The organism is Xanthomonas prunicola (genome assembly GCF_025266575.1).
Classification (GTDB): domain Bacteria; phylum Pseudomonadota; class Gammaproteobacteria; order Xanthomonadales; family Xanthomonadaceae; genus Xanthomonas; species Xanthomonas prunicola.
Window position 1 is genome coordinate 472,236 of record NZ_CP096142.1, and the last position, 13,596, is coordinate 485,831.

At 64.3% G+C, this 13,596-nt stretch carries 15 protein-coding genes and 2 tRNA genes; 12 read left to right on the forward strand and 5 right to left on the reverse strand.

Annotated features, from left to right (window positions below; all coding sequences use genetic code 11):
- Positions 1-5 precede the first annotated feature (5 nt).
- Positions 6-329, forward strand: a complete 324-nt coding sequence (gene fdxA / locus M0D43_RS01610) for a ferredoxin FdxA (protein WP_006453280.1) — start codon at positions 6-8, stop codon at positions 327-329.
- 134 nt (positions 330-463) lie between these two features.
- Here fdxA and M0D43_RS01615 read toward each other — a convergent pair whose 3' ends face one another.
- The gene (locus M0D43_RS01615) at positions 464-982 is read right to left on the reverse strand and encodes a hypothetical protein (RefSeq protein WP_019303177.1); all 519 of its coding nucleotides are present in this window, start codon (positions 980-982) and stop codon (positions 464-466) included.
- A gap of 16 nt (positions 983-998) precedes the next feature.
- Positions 999-1,907, reverse strand: a complete 909-nt coding sequence (gene dapA, locus M0D43_RS01620) for a 4-hydroxy-tetrahydrodipicolinate synthase (RefSeq protein ID WP_252163270.1) — start codon at positions 1,905-1,907, stop codon at positions 999-1,001.
- Positions 1,908-2,000: 93 nt separating this feature from the next.
- Here dapA and M0D43_RS01625 point away from each other — a divergent pair, with 93 nt between their 5' ends.
- The 10 genes from M0D43_RS01625 (at position 2,001) to M0D43_RS01670 (ending at position 8,163) form a co-directional block, all read left to right on the forward strand.
- Positions 2,001-2,627 carry a glycine cleavage system transcriptional repressor gene (locus tag M0D43_RS01625; protein ID WP_002813792.1) on the forward strand — a complete coding sequence of 209 codons (627 nt, stop codon included), beginning with the start codon at positions 2,001-2,003 and terminating at the stop codon, positions 2,625-2,627.
- Positions 2,628-2,638: 11 nt separating this feature from the next.
- Positions 2,639-2,989, forward strand: coding sequence for a ribonuclease E inhibitor RraB (locus M0D43_RS01630; RefSeq protein ID WP_252163271.1), 351 nt, complete (start codon positions 2,639-2,641; stop codon positions 2,987-2,989).
- Between the two features lie 37 nt (positions 2,990-3,026).
- Positions 3,027-3,509, forward strand: a complete 483-nt coding sequence (locus tag M0D43_RS01635) for a peroxiredoxin (RefSeq protein WP_260807771.1) — start codon at positions 3,027-3,029, stop codon at positions 3,507-3,509.
- A gap of 82 nt (positions 3,510-3,591) precedes the next feature.
- Complete coding sequence (locus M0D43_RS01640; protein WP_101364721.1) at positions 3,592-4,989, forward strand: PhoH family protein; 1,398 nt, start codon at positions 3,592-3,594, stop codon at positions 4,987-4,989.
- Complete coding sequence (locus M0D43_RS01645; protein WP_260807773.1) at positions 4,989-5,471, forward strand: hypothetical protein; 483 nt, start codon at positions 4,989-4,991, stop codon at positions 5,469-5,471. Before M0D43_RS01640 ends, M0D43_RS01645 begins: the two co-directional genes overlap by 1 nt.
- Before the next feature lie 6 nt (positions 5,472-5,477).
- Positions 5,478-6,149, forward strand: a complete 672-nt coding sequence (locus M0D43_RS01650; protein ID WP_252163273.1) for a YoaK family protein — start codon at positions 5,478-5,480, stop codon at positions 6,147-6,149.
- A gap of 37 nt (positions 6,150-6,186) precedes the next feature.
- A complete protein-coding gene (thiD, locus tag M0D43_RS01655; protein ID WP_260807775.1) occupies positions 6,187-6,996 on the forward strand; it encodes a bifunctional hydroxymethylpyrimidine kinase/phosphomethylpyrimidine kinase in 810 nt (269 codons plus the stop codon).
- Complete coding sequence (locus M0D43_RS01660; protein ID WP_252163274.1) at positions 6,993-7,874, forward strand: alpha/beta hydrolase family protein; 882 nt, start codon at positions 6,993-6,995, stop codon at positions 7,872-7,874. Before thiD ends, M0D43_RS01660 begins: the two co-directional genes overlap by 4 nt.
- Before the next feature lie 40 nt (positions 7,875-7,914).
- A tRNA-Arg gene (locus M0D43_RS01665) sits at positions 7,915-7,991 on the forward strand.
- A gap of 95 nt (positions 7,992-8,086) precedes the next feature.
- Positions 8,087-8,163, forward strand: a tRNA-Arg gene (locus tag M0D43_RS01670).
- A gap of 165 nt (positions 8,164-8,328) precedes the next feature.
- Here the strand turns inward: M0D43_RS01670 and M0D43_RS01675 are convergent.
- Both M0D43_RS01675 and M0D43_RS01680 read right to left on the reverse strand, forming a co-directional pair.
- Positions 8,329-9,318, reverse strand: coding sequence for a DedA family protein/thiosulfate sulfurtransferase GlpE (locus M0D43_RS01675; RefSeq protein WP_260807776.1), 990 nt, complete (start codon positions 9,316-9,318; stop codon positions 8,329-8,331).
- A gap of 44 nt (positions 9,319-9,362) precedes the next feature.
- Complete coding sequence (locus M0D43_RS01680; RefSeq protein WP_252163275.1) at positions 9,363-10,307, reverse strand: LysR family transcriptional regulator; 945 nt, start codon at positions 10,305-10,307, stop codon at positions 9,363-9,365.
- Positions 10,308-10,442: 135 nt separating this feature from the next.
- Here M0D43_RS01680 and M0D43_RS01685 point away from each other — a divergent pair, with 135 nt between their 5' ends.
- Positions 10,443-11,144: a pirin family protein gene (locus M0D43_RS01685; protein WP_252163276.1), complete on the forward strand. Its 702-nt coding sequence runs from the start codon at positions 10,443-10,445 to the stop codon at positions 11,142-11,144.
- 362 nt (positions 11,145-11,506) lie between these two features.
- On the opposite strand, the gene M0D43_RS01690 is transcribed toward M0D43_RS01685, so the two are convergent.
- Positions 11,507-13,465, reverse strand: a complete 1,959-nt coding sequence (locus tag M0D43_RS01690; RefSeq protein ID WP_252164932.1) for a methyl-accepting chemotaxis protein — start codon at positions 13,463-13,465, stop codon at positions 11,507-11,509.
- Positions 13,466-13,596: the final 131 nt, after the last annotated feature.

The window sequence follows — 13,596 nt, forward strand, 5'->3', positions numbered from 1 at the left end:
CCGCCATGCCTTTTGTTGTCACTGAAAACTGCATCAAGTGCAAATACACCGACTGCGTCGAGGTCTGTCCGGTGGATTGCTTCCATGTCGGCCCGAACTTTCTGGTCATCGACCCGGACGAGTGCATCGACTGCACCCTGTGCGAACCGGAATGCCCGGCCAACGCGATCTACCCGGAAGACGACGTCCCGGCAGGGCAGGAAGGCTTCGTCGCACTCAACGCTGAACTCGCCAAGGCCTGGCCAGTGCTGACCGTGCGCCAAGAACCGCTGCCCGATGCCGCCGAATGGGATGGCAAGCCGAACAAGTTGCCATTGCTGCAGCGCTGAACTGAGCTGCACACCCAGACCCGGCGCGTTTACACCGCCGCGCGCGTCCTGCAGCGCAATTGCAAGCAGTGCCGTACGAACGCAAAACGGGCGCCCCAAGCGCCCGTTTTGCTATCCGGCAAAGTGAACCGGCCTCAGCCGCCCAACTTGCCCTTGAGCGCGGTGATCACGGCTACCGGCGCTGCCGCCGTTGCCGGCATGCCACGCGGATCCACTGCCGAGACATAGCTGCCCGCCTCGACCTTGACCACACGCACCAGGAAGCTGGAACCCTCGTAGCTCACGTCGTAGGAACCGAGCATCTGCGCCTTGCTGGCGATGGTCAGGCCGGGGATGTCGGCCAGTGCCGCGCCGACCTTGCCGAACACCTCATCGCGCTCACCCGGCACGGTGAACCCGCTATTGGCGCTCGCCGACGGCGGGGTGTTGGCCTGCTGCTGCGTGGTCGACGCCAGCGTCGGCACCTTCATTGCACCGGAAGTGTCGGGCAGATTCAGATCCGGCGGCACTTCCAGCGGACGGGCTTCCGGGGCCAGCGCATAGTCGCCGCGCGCGCCCTTGTGAAACCAGCTGCAACCGCTCGTGGCAGCGACAGTGGCGGTCGCCAGCAACGCGAGCGACAGCACGCGGACGGGGGAAACGGAATGACGCATCGATAGATCTCCTGGGTCAGGCCGCGAGCATTTCGCGGCTGGAAAGCGCTTCCAACGCAATGGCGTCGGCGGCAAGGCGGTCGGCGGCAGGCTGGTGCGCCGCAGAAAGGGGTAACAGCGGCAAGCGCAGGCCATGGCCGATCCCGGCGCGCTGCAGCAGCGCCTTGACCGGGATGGGATTGGATTCGATCCCGCAGAAGCTGTGGTACTCGCTCAGACGCGCGTCCCACGCAGTGGCAGCGTCGCGCTGGCCATCGCGGGCCAGATCGCACAGGCGCCGATACGCCGCCGGCAAGGCATTGGAGGCCACCGAAATCAGCCCGGCAGCGCCGGACAGCATCGATTGCGCAGCGCTGCCATCGTCGCCACTCAGCACCACAAAGCGATCGCTGCGCAGCGCCACCAGTGCGGCCACGCGCTCGGGCTCGCTACGCGCTTCCTTGATGCCGACAATATTCGGATGACCCGCCAGATCGGCGACCGTCTCCGGCAACAGGTCGCAGCCGGTACGGCCCGGCACGTTGTACAGCACCACCGGCAGGCCACCGTTATCGGCAACCGCCAGAAAGTGCGCCTTTAATCCGGCTTGGGTCGGACGCACATATGGCGGCGTCACTACCAGCGCGTACTGCGCGCCCAGCGCCGCGGCGCGACGGGTCTGCGCAATGGTCTTTGCAGTGCCGGACAAGCCGGTGCCGGCCAGCACCGGCACGCGACCGGCTACCTGTGCCACCGCAGCACGCAACAGCGTGTCGTATTCGTCATCGCTCAGGGCGGCTGCTTCGCCGGTGGAGCCGGCGACCACGATTCCCTGCACGCCACCGTGCAGCTGCTGCTCCAGCAGCCGCCGCCAGGCATCCAGGTCGAGTGCGCCGTCCGGCCCGAAAGGGGTTGCCAGCGCGGTGATGATGCCGGAAAGGGACAAGATTCTGCTGCTCTTACGTGACAGGAAAAGGCCCGCGCGGGCGCGGGTTGAAACCGTCTGCATGTTACTTGCGGCGCGAAACCACGGGCAAGTATGCTGGTCACCGCCAGGGCGCCTGCCCGGGCGGCCATTCAGCCTGATGCAATGCCGGAAGCCCCTTTGACTGACTCTACACCCCGGCCTTCGCCGACCGAAAATCACCTCCTGATCAACGCCTACACGACGCATCCGGAGTCCCCCCTGTTGCCCGTCACCCGCCGCATCGCCGACAGCGGCTGCAATCTCGTGGACGCTCGCCTGGCCACGGTGGGGCGCGATGTCTCGGTCACCGCGCTGGCCACCGGCTCCTGGGATTCGGTCGCCAAGCTCGAAGCCATGCTGACGCGGCTCGAACGCGAGGAAGGCCTCAAGCTGGTGTGGTACCGCACCGGCCCCAAACAGACCCAATCCAACCTGCTGCCCTACATCGTCGAGGTCATCGCCGCCGACAAGCCGGGCATCCTGTTCCAGCTGGCCGATTTCTTCGACCGCCAGGGCATCACCATCGAAAACCTGCAGAGCACGCGCTACCGCGCCATGCAGACCGGCGCGGAGATGTTCTCTGCGCAGGTGACCATCGGGGTGCCGGCCAACATGCACATCGCCGCCTTGCGCGATGATTTCCTGGAATTCTGTGATCACCTCAATCTCGACGCGATCATGGACCCGATGAAGTTCTAAGGCACCCATCAATGGCCATCGCGATCTCCGCGCTGAAACAGATGTTCGACCACATCCGCTCCGAGACCGACTGGAATCTCGACGGCCCGCTACGCTGGGAGTATTTCTTCGCCGACCCTGCGCAGGAACCGCTGCAGGAACTCGCCGAACAACTCACCCAGGACGGCTACCGCGTCATCGACATCTTTCTCGGCGAACGCGACGAAGACGATGGCGACGATGAAGCGTCGTACTTCCTGCATGTGGACAAGAAAGAGCATCACACCATCGAGTCGCTGAATCAGCGCAATGCGCAGTTCGACGCACTTGCCAAACGTTTCCATGTGGCTGCTTATGATGGGATGGACGTCGGCCCGGCATGACCGCGCCGTACGCCCCTCCACTTTGGGCTGAGCAACGATGACCGACGCTGTACTGGAATTACCTACTGCAACATTCGACCTGCCGCTAGCGCTGTCCGGCGGCACCCAGACCACGCTGCGCAGCTATGCCGGCAAGTGGGTGGTGTTGTACTTCTACCCGAAGGACAGCACGCCCGGCTGCACCACCGAAGGCCTGGACTTCAACGCATTGCTGCCGCAATTCAAAAAAGCGGGTGCAGCAGTGCTGGGCGTCTCGCGCGATTCGGTGAAATCGCACGACAACTTCTGCGCCAAGCAAGGCTTCACCTTTCCGTTGATCAGCGATGGCGATGAAGCGCTATGCCGCGCCTTCGACGTGATCAAGGAAAAGAACATGTACGGCAAGCAGGTGCTCGGCATCGAGCGCAGCACCTTTTTGCTGTCGCCCGAAGGGCATGTCGTGCAGGCCTGGCGTAAGGTCAAGGTCGCCGGCCATGCCGAGGCCGTGCTGGCCGCAGTCAAGGCGCACGCCAAACAGTGACGCCCCTGAGTTCCCGTGTCCTCCATCACCCTGCAGTTGCAGGCGTGATGGCTCGCCCCTGCTCCATCACTTGGAAAACCCAATGACCCGAGGCAAGCGCATCTACGTGCTGGACACCAACGTGCTGATGCACGATCCCACCGCGCTGTTCAAGTTCGAGGAACACGATGTGTTCCTGCCGATGCAGGTGATCGAGGAGCTCGACAACGCCAAGAAAGGCACCTCCGAAGTCAGTCGCAATGCACGCCAGGTCAGCCGTTTCCTGGACGAATTGCTGGAAAACACCAACGCCGAGCAGATCCAGGCCGGCATCCTGCTCAGCCATCCGCAGGGCATCCAGCTCAAGGGCCAGGCGGCGATCGGCCGGCTGTATTTCCAGATCCACCCGATCGATCCGGGCCGCACCTTCGGCGCGATGCTGCCGGACAACAAGATCCTGGCCTCGGTGCTGGCGCTGCGCGAAGAAAATCCGGACGTGCCGGTCATCCTGGTGTCCAAGGACATCAACCTGCGCATCAAGGCCTACATCAGCGGCCTGGTCGCCGAGGATTACCAGAACGACCGCGCGCTGGACGATTTCAGCCTGCTGTTCACCGGCGCCATCGAGCTGCCGGAAGACTTCTGGGAGAAGCACAACGAGGACCTGCGCAGCTGGAACGAGCGCGGCCGCACCCATTACGAGATCGTGCTGGCCGACGATGAAGATTGGTACCCCAATCAGTACCTGTACCTGCCCGGCGAAGATGAAGTCGAGCTGCGCGTGGCCAAGGTCGGCGGCGGCAAGGCCACGCTGTGTCTGGTCGACGACTTCCGCAACACACAGCACGCGGTGTGGGGCATTGCCGCACGCAACCGCGAGCAGAATTTCGCGCTCAACGCCCTGATGGACCCGGAAATCGACTTCGTCACCCTGCTCGGCACCGCCGGCACCGGCAAGACCTTGCTCGCACTGGCCGCCGGCCTGGCGCAGACGATGGACCAGCAGCGCTACCGCGAAATCATCATGACCCGCGCCACCGTCAGCGTGGGCGAAGACATCGGCTTCCTGCCCGGTACCGAAGAAGAAAAGATGACCCCATGGATGGGCGCGCTGACCGACAACCTGGAAGTGCTCACGCACAACCAGGAAGGCGGCTCGTGGGGCCGTGCGGCCACCAACGACTTGCTCGCCAGCCGCATCAAGATCCGCTCGATGAACTTCATGCGCGGCCGCACCTTCCTGTCGCGGTATCTGATTCTGGACGAGGCGCAAAACCTCACCCCCAAGCAGATGAAAACGCTGATCACCCGCGCCGGTCCCGGCACCAAGATCGTGTGCCTGGGCAACGTCGAGCAGATCGACACGCCCTACCTCACCGAAACCACCTCGGGCCTGACCTACGCGGTGGATCGCTTCAAGGCGTGGCCGCATAGCGCGCACATCACGCTGCGTCGCGGCGAGCGTTCGCGTCTGGCCGACTTCGCCTCAGAGGTGTTGTGATGCGCGCACGTCGCGGCGCGGTGGCGCTTGCCGTGATCGCACTGGCTGGCTGCGCCACCACGCAGGGGCCAGCCAGCGTGCCCACCAACCTGAAGAACGGGCAGTCGTGGATCATCGCCCGGCAAGGCGTCGCCGAGCAGGTACTGCAAACCTGTTCGCGCGACAGCCCGGCCAAGCATCCAGGCCAGATCAGCGGCTATTGGGCGCCGAGCCATCAGCAGGTCGAACAACTCGAAGCGCGACAGGACGCGTTGACGCCCACCATTGCCGAGCCGCGCGAGTTTGACCGCCAATACGTGGGTGTGGTGATCCAGGGCCAGCAGCTGATCTATATCAATGCCTTCAAGCTGCCGAATACGCCGGAAGTGAAACCGGCCACCGAGGCGATCCAGGTCTGCGACGGTGGCGGCATGTTCTGGGGCGCGCTGTACGACCCGCAGACCGGTGCGTTTTCGCAGATTGCCGTCAACGGCAGCCCCTGACCCACGATGGGCCTGCTGCTGCCGCGCTGGGTCTGGATTGGCGCGGTGGCGTTGTCGAGCGTGGCGGGCATGGTCAACGTGGTCGGCTACCTGGGCTCGGAGCACCAGGTGGTCAGCCACCTCACCGGCACGACCAGCCTGCTCGGCGTGGCCCTGGTGCAGGACAGCGCGCCGGAGATCGGCTTTCTCTGGGGAATCCTGATCGCGTTCTGCGCAGGCGCCATGCTCAGCGGCCTGATCATCCAGGACGATGCCTTGCGGCTTGGACAGCGCTACGGTGCGGCGCTGCTGATCGAGGCACTGCTGTTGCTGGCCGCGATTCCGCTGTTCAAGCTGCATCATGTCGGCGGCGCACTGTTCGCCGCTGGCGCCTGCGGTCTGCAGAATGCGATGGCGACAACCCTCAGTGGCGCAGCGGTCCGCACCACGCATTTGAGCGGCATGTTCACCGATCTGGGCATCGGCCTGGGGCACCTGCTGCGCGGGCGCCCGCTGCAAGTGCGCCGACTCACACTGAGCGGGCTGATCATCGGCGGCTTTCTTGGCGGCAGCATCCTCGGCACTGTGCTGTTCCAGCGCTGGCAGTACGACGCGCTTTACCTGCCGGCCATCCTCACAGGATTGGCCGGTGCCGGCTATGTCGCCTATGTGCAATGGCGTCGCTGGCACGCAGGATGATGCGCACATCCTGCATGTAGCAGTGCAGAATCGGCACATGACCACGCCCAGCACGCTGTCTGCATTGACCATCGCCGGCTCGGACTCCGGCGGTGGCGCCGGTATCCAGTCCGACCTCAAGACCTTCGCCGCACACCGGGTGCACGGGTTGTCGGCGATCACCGCATTGACCGCACAACACACCCGCGCCGTCACCGCCGTACACATCCCCCCCCTGCACTTTCTGCAGGCACAGGTGGATGCCTGCTTCGCCGATTTCGAGATCCAGGCGGTCAAACTCGGCATGCTAGCCAATGCCGACGTCATCCAGTGCGTGGCCGATCTGCTCGAACGGCATCGCCCACCATTCGTCGTCCTCGATCCGGTGATGGTGTCCACCAGTGGCGCGCGCCTGCTCGAAGATGCGGCACTGGAGGCGTTGCGCACGCGTCTGCTACCGCTGGCGACGCTGATCACGCCCAATACGCCCGAAGCCGAATTACTGATCGGCCGCCGCATCGGCAGCGCCGATGCCGCCGAACGCGCCACCGCTGCCCTGCTCGACCTAGGCGCGAACGCGGTGCTGCTCAAGGGCGGCCATCTGCTTGAAGGCGCACGTGTACTCGATCGCTTCGATGACGGCGTGACCCAGGATGTGTTCATGCATCCTCGCCTGCAGGTGGATGCGCATGGCACCGGCTGCAGCCTGTCGGCGGCGATTGCCGCGCAGTTGTGTCAGGGCCTGTCGTTGCTCAACGCCTGCGAAGCGGCGATCGATTACGTTGCACGCGCCATCCGTCTGGGCCAATGCCCCGGCCATAGCGATGTGCTGGTGCTCGACCACTTCGGCGCCGCGCCCAGCGCATGAGCGTGCAGACCGATACCTTGCTCGCCAGCGTTGCAGATGGACATCGCTGGCAAGTGCTCCGCTGCGCGCCACCGCAACCAGCTGTCACCCTGCTGTGGCTACCCGCGTTGGGCGTGGCAGCGCGGCATTACCAACCCTTCGCACAGGCGCTCGCGTCCACCGGCGTGGCGGTATATCTTCACGAATGGCGCGGCAATGGCAGCAGCACGCTGCGCCCGTCGCGTGAGCACGATTGGGGCTATCGCACGCTGCTTACAGACGATCTCCCGGCCAGCCAAGCCTTGCTCGATCTGCACGACCGGCAGCGACCTCGCGTCATCGGCGGACACAGCCTTGGCGGTCAGCTCGCGTGCTGCCATGCCGCACTGCATCCGGCGCAATTCGCCCAGCTCTGGCTCGTGGCCAGCGGCTCGCCGCACTGGCGCACGTTTCCCTCGCCGATGCGCTACGGCCTGCCCGTAGCATTCCGGCTGTTGCCGTGGCTGGCGCGCGTGCAAGGCGTGCTGCACGGGCGCAAGCTCGGCTTCGGCGGCACCGAAGCACGCAGCCTGATTGCCGATTGGGCGCAGGTCGGCCGCAGCAATCGCTATCGCGCGGCGGGCGCACCATGGGATCTGGAACAGGCACTGGGCCAACTGCGCGTGCCGATCCGCGCGGTGGCGCTTGCACGCGACAAATTAGGTCCGGCAGGTGCGCTGCGTGCATTGCTCGACAAAATGCCGCAGGCACGCGCGCAGCACGTGACGTTGGACGATAGGCAACTGGGGACGCGTAGCGATCATTTCGCCTGGATGAAAACGCCTGCGGCTGTGGTCGCTGCGCTGCGCAGTGCGCCTGACGATGCCATCAATGACGATCGAATTTCACAAAGGGATTGACGGGCCCGTCGCTCATCCGCATAATTCCGCTCCTGACGAGGCGCCCGTAGCTCAGTTGGATAGAGTACCTGGCTACGAACCAGGCGGTCGGGAGTTCGAATCTCTCCGGGCGCACCATCTTCAGAACAAGAAAAAGACAGCATTCAACCGCTGTTTTTTCAGTTAAAAAGATCCGATCGCACTGCGTCAGATCTGCAAGTTAAACAAGATATGCGCCCGTAGCTCAGTTGGATAGAGTACCTGGCTACGAACCAGGCGGTCGGGAGTTCGAATCTCTCCGGGCGCACCAATCTTGAAGAGAATGACCAGCTCGCTGGTCTTTTTTTTGCCTGTCGTTTTTGCGAATGCAGATGACGGCGCGCATCGCGCTGTATCCCAGTGTCGCTCCATCGGGCGATGACGATCGCTAGCGCAACGCTCGCCGACGCCACCGCTGACACCGCACACGGTGCAATCAGGCCGTGGCGGCAACGCTGGCGTCAGCAGCCACGACCACCGGCATCAGCGATGTCACCGGATGCCCGGCATCGCGCCATGCATCCAGACCGCCCAGCAGTGGCCGCACATCGCGATATCCGCGCTCGCGCATCCGCGCGGCCAACCACGCTGCAGACACTTCGTCCGGACACGCGCAGTAGATCACCACGCTGCGATCGCGCGGCACGCTGGCAAGAATCTGCGCCAGCTGGCGCTCGTCGGCGAATACGGCGCCAGGAATCGTGTAGGGCTGCAGATCGCGATAGCCCGGCGCACGGATATCCAGCACGGTCGGGCGCAGGCTCTGCTCGCCATCCAGCAACGGCACCAGCTCATCCACCGCGATGCGCGCATGCTCCAGCGATCGCAACAGGCTGTGCCGCCGCCACCAACGCCAACCGACATAGCCGGCCAGCAACGCCGCCAAGACCACGACAGCGCCCGAGCCAAGTTCGGACAGAAAGGCGAGCACGTCCCGCACTTGATGCGCGAACACGGCCCCCACGCTCAAGCCGACCAGCGCCCACAGTGATGCACCGAAGGCGTCGTAACGCAGGAACGCTGCAGGGCGCACCCGCATCGCACCGGCCATCGGCACCGACACCATCGACAAGCCCGGGACGAACTTGGCGACTGCCAGCACTCGCACGCCCCAGCGCGAAAAAAAGCGCTCGGTCTGCTTCATGCAGCTATCGCGCGACAGCGACAGTCGACACAGCGACTGCAAGGTGCGATTGCCGAAGCGGCGACCAGCCAGATACCACGCCAGATCGCCCAACAAACTTGCCGATACAGACACTGCCAGCGCCGCAAGCCCGGCCAGCCAGGCATCGCTACCGCCCTGCAACGCGTAGCTGGCACCGACCAGCACCAGGGTCGGCAACGCCGGCACCGGCAGCCCGAGCGACAACGCCAGCACGTTGGCGAACACCAGCGCCAATCCGTACTGTTCGATCAAGCTTTGCATGCGACGACCCTGCGCGACGGCGAGCGGCCATTATCCGCCTTCGGTCACAGCGGCGACTGCCCGGCAGCGACGGAACGATACGTTGCGGCCAAGGTGTGCAACCAGCTGTCGAACAGGCTTTCGCTGCGCAAGGCACGTCGCCACCAGCCCAATGCCTCACCCTCCTCACCTGGCCGCCACGCCAGGTAAAAGGTTTCGTCGGGCTTGTGCGTTTCCACCTGCACCTCGCGCAAGCGGCCGTCCTGCAGCGCCCCGCGCGCGTATGGCTCGGGCAGAAAGCCGTAGCCGGCGCCGGTCAGTTGCAGCAGCAGCTTGGTGCGCATATCGGGCACAGTCAGGACATCGCGGCCGGACAGCAGCCCAACCGTGCGCGGCAGCAAGCGCCGCGCCGAGTCCGCCACGGCGATCGCACGGTGGTCGGCAAGTTCGGCCACGCCCAGCAGGCCGGCCGTCGCCAGTGGATGCGTGGATGCCACCGCAAACACGAAGCGCAGAGTACCGATGGGCTCGGCCACGTATCCACCGCCACTGGGTCCCTCGCCAGCCGCCACGATCAGGTCCACGCGTCTATCGAGCAGCGCCTCCCAACTGCCTGACAACGACTCGCTGAGTACGCGCAGCCGGGTGCTGTCGGCCACGGTGTAGAAGTCCAGGATCTGCGGCTGCAGCAAGGCCGCAGGCAGCACCGCATCCAGCCCGATCGCAAAGTCCGACTCCCAGCCCGAGGCCACGCGCCGCACGCGCACCTCCAGCTCTTGTGCGGCACGCAGCAGATGGCGCCCTTCGCGCAGCAGTTCGCGGCCCGCCTGCGTGGGCGTGGCCTTCGGCCCGACCCGCTCGAACAGCTGCACGCCCAGATCCTCCTCCAGCTTGGCGACCGTGTAGGAAATCGTAGACGGCACCTTGAACAGCACCTTCGCGGCGCCAGCGAACGACCCACGGCGGTCGATGGCATCGAGAATCTGTAGCGCTTCCAGGCTGATCTTCATTGTTCGAAATTTTCGATGGTAGTGTCCGAATCTACTCGCTTTTTCTTGCGAACGCAGAGGTGGAGACTACGCATCAAGCCGCTGGGACACCGATTCAACCCCAGCACCAATTCGAATCTTTCAGGGAGAAGCAGCATGTTGAATGTCCGCAAGAGCGAAACCCGTGGCCGCGCCGAGCATGGCTGGCTGTCCTCGCGCCACACCTTCTCCTTTGCCAGCTACCACGACCCGCGCCATATGGGCATCGGCCCGCTGCGGGTGATCAACGAAGACAAGGTGACCCCGGGCGAAGGCTTCGGCACCCACGCCCACCGCGACATGGAGATCATTTCGTATGTCCTGGGCGGCGCGCTGGAGCACAAGGACAGCATGGGCACCGGTTCGGTGCTGCATTACGGCGATGTGCAGCGCATGAGCGCCGGCAGCGGCGTCACCCACAGCGAGTTCAATCACTCGTCCAGCGAACCGGTGCACTTCCTGCAGATCTGGGTGATGCCCGAGCGCGCCGGCATCGAACCGAGCTACGAAGAAAAGCACTTCGATGCCGACAGCAAGCGCAACCAGTTGCGCCTGATCGCCTCGCCGGGTGGTGAGAATGGCTCGCTGCGCCTGCACCAGGATGCTCGCCTGTACGCCTCGATCCTCGATGGCGAGGTGCGCCTGCAACAGCCGCTGGCCGAAGGCCGCATCGGCTATGTGCAGGTGGCCCGCGGCAGCCTGAGCGTCAACGGCCAGCCGCTGTCGGCCGGCGACGCGGTGCAGGTCACTGGCGAGCCGGACATCGTCCTGGCCGATGCACGCGATGCCGAAGTGCTGGTATTCGACCTGCCGAAGTAATCGCCAAAAGCTGGATGGATGGCGTACAGCGCAGCGCTGGTGCGCAATGCGCTAGCTAGCGCAGACACAGACAAAGCCCGCTCACGCGGGCTTTGTCTGTATGCGAACTTTTCAGAGGACTGGGCAGCGGCGACGTCGTGGCGAGTTGTCGCTGATGGCTTTCGCTTTCGGCTTACAACTGACGACCTGCCGCATGCGGTAGCGATTAGCATCGCCTTGCCGCCCTGCGTGTCATCCCGAGCGGCACTGACAAGCGAATGCATCTCCCAGCACGCCAGGCAGGTCAGAGCAGCTTTCACACGCAGGCAACCACGCGATCAACGGGACGTTACCGCACCACGCACGATGTTAGTGCAATCCAGTCACGCCACCTTCGATGGAGCGTGCCGCGCAGCCTGCGCATCGACCTGCGCGACAGCGCGATCCGACGCGCCATTGGCATCACCATTGACCAACGCGAACAGCGCATCCGCATCGCCTTCCAGTACGCGCGCCGAGCGCGCCAGGTCGTCGACCATCCGCGCCTGGTCGCGCGCCTGCACACCGATCGACTGCAACGCGACATTGGCGGTGGAAATATCCTGGGCCTGGTCGTGACTGGCAGCGGCGATCTGCTCCACGGTGGCAGTCACGCGCAAGACCGATGTCACCATGTCCTGCATCACCACGCCAGCTTGCTCGGCCAGGCGTGAGCCATCGCCGACCTGATCGGTTGCATTGTCGATCAAGGAGCGAATCTCCTTGGCCGAGACGCTGCAACGCTGCGCAAGACTGCGCACTTCGGTGGCCACGACGGCGAAGCCACGCCCCTGCTCACCGGCGCGCGCCGCCTCCACCGCAGCATTCAGGGCCAGGATATTGGTCTGGAACGCGATGCCGTCGATCACCTCGATGATCTGGCCGATGCGGTCGGTCGCCGAGCGGATGCCGGCGGTGGTCTTGACCACGTCGGCAATGACATCCGCGCCTCGCCGCGCCACCGCAGCCGAGTCTTCGGCCATGCGCCGCGCGGAACCTGCATTCTCGGAATTGGTGCGCACGGTTGCGGCCAGTTGATCGATCGTGCTCGAGGTCTGCGCCACCGCAGCAGACTGCGTGGACACACGGCTGACCAGTTCCTGGTTGCTCACCGAAATATGGTGCGCCTCGCGCTGCACGTTCTGCGCAATGCTCATGGTCTGCAGCATCAAATCGCGCATCCGCTCGGCCGAACGCACCTGGTCGGTGACGTCGGTTGCGTATTTGACCACTTTGTACGGCCGTCCGGAGACATCCAGGATCGGGTTGTAGGAGGCCTGGATCCACACCGCACTGCCATCCTTGCGCAGTCGGCGATAACGTCCCGCATCGAACTGGCCGCTTGCCAGCTTGGCCCAGAACTGCCGGTACTCCTCGGACGCGCGATAGGCCGCATCGACGAACACGCTGTGGTGCTGCCCGATCGCCTCGGCAGCCGGATACCCCATGATTTTCAGGAAGTTTTCGTTTGCACCGAGCACGTTCCCTTTCAGGTCGAACTCGATCACGCCCATCACCTTGTCGATCGCCCGGATGCGCCCGTCCGCATCGGCCGAATCGATCACCTGACGGGTCACGTCGGTGGCGTACTTGACCACCTTGTACGGGCGCCCGTGCTCGTCCAGCACCGGGTTGTAGGACGCCTGGATCCACACCTCTCTGCCGTCCTTGCCGATGCGCCGGTAGCGGCCCGCATCGAAGGCACCGCGCCCAAGCGAATCCCAGAACGCGCGATATGCGGCCGACTGACGCGTCGTCGTATCCACGAACATGCCGTGGTGCTTGCCGCGAATCTCCTCAAGCCGATAGCCCATCACTTGCAAGAAATTCTGGTTGGCCGCGAGCACCGTGCCGTCCAGCGAGAATTCGATGACTGCCATCACCTTGTCGATGGCGTCGATACGCCCTTCGAAATCAGCGGTCTGGCGCACCTGCGCAGTGATGTCGGTGGCGTACTTCACCACGCGATACGCCTTACCGGATCGATCCAGCAACGGGTTGTACGATGCGTTGATCCACACCTCGCGCCCCTGCTTGTCCAAGCGGCAGAAGCGCCCGGCATTGAAGTCGCCGCGACGCAGCGTCTCCCAGAACTGCCGATAGCTTTCGCTGTCGCGATCGGCAGGAGTCACGAACATGCGGTGATGCTGGCCAACCACCTCGTCCAGTCGATACCCCATCAACCCCAGGAAATTCGGGTTCGCATCCAGAATGCGGCCGTCCAGATCGAACTCGATCACCGCCATCACACGATCCACCGCCGTGGCCTTGTGTTGCAGCCCACGGCCGCCGAAAGAGAACACGCGTCCAAGCAGGTGCGATAGGCGCATCACGTCGAAATCCGAGCTTTAATTCACCTATTTAGCGACCCATGCGCCGGTTACTTGACCCCCACCGTGTGCGACATCTCCAAGGCGGTTCAGATGGCGTCATG

Excerpts from the sequence above, each read along its gene's own strand:
- M0D43_RS01685 (WP_252163276.1), top strand. The coding sequence starts at position 10,443 with ATGTTGAATGTCCGCAAGAGCGAAACCCGTGGCCGCGCCGAGCATGGC.
- M0D43_RS01680 (WP_252163275.1), bottom strand. The coding sequence starts at position 10,307 with ATGAAGATCAGCCTGGAAGCGCTACAGATTCTCGATGCCATCGACCGC.
- M0D43_RS01645 (WP_260807773.1), top strand. The coding sequence starts at position 4,989 with ATGCGCGCACGTCGCGGCGCGGTGGCGCTTGCCGTGATCGCACTGGCT.
- M0D43_RS01625 (WP_002813792.1), top strand. The coding sequence starts at position 2,001 with ATGCTGGTCACCGCCAGGGCGCCTGCCCGGGCGGCCATTCAGCCTGAT.
- M0D43_RS01630 (WP_252163271.1), top strand. The coding sequence starts at position 2,639 with ATGGCCATCGCGATCTCCGCGCTGAAACAGATGTTCGACCACATCCGC.
- M0D43_RS01615 (WP_019303177.1), bottom strand. The coding sequence starts at position 982 with ATGCGTCATTCCGTTTCCCCCGTCCGCGTGCTGTCGCTCGCGTTGCTG.
- M0D43_RS01675 (WP_260807776.1), bottom strand. The coding sequence starts at position 9,318 with ATGCAAAGCTTGATCGAACAGTACGGATTGGCGCTGGTGTTCGCCAAC.
- fdxA (WP_006453280.1), top strand. The coding sequence starts at position 6 with ATGCCTTTTGTTGTCACTGAAAACTGCATCAAGTGCAAATACACCGAC.
- thiD (WP_260807775.1), top strand. The coding sequence starts at position 6,187 with ATGACCACGCCCAGCACGCTGTCTGCATTGACCATCGCCGGCTCGGAC.
- M0D43_RS01660 (WP_252163274.1), top strand. The coding sequence starts at position 6,993 with ATGAGCGTGCAGACCGATACCTTGCTCGCCAGCGTTGCAGATGGACAT.
- M0D43_RS01640 (WP_101364721.1), top strand. The coding sequence starts at position 3,592 with ATGACCCGAGGCAAGCGCATCTACGTGCTGGACACCAACGTGCTGATG.
- M0D43_RS01650 (WP_252163273.1), top strand. The coding sequence starts at position 5,478 with ATGGGCCTGCTGCTGCCGCGCTGGGTCTGGATTGGCGCGGTGGCGTTG.
- M0D43_RS01635 (WP_260807771.1), top strand. The coding sequence starts at position 3,027 with ATGACCGACGCTGTACTGGAATTACCTACTGCAACATTCGACCTGCCG.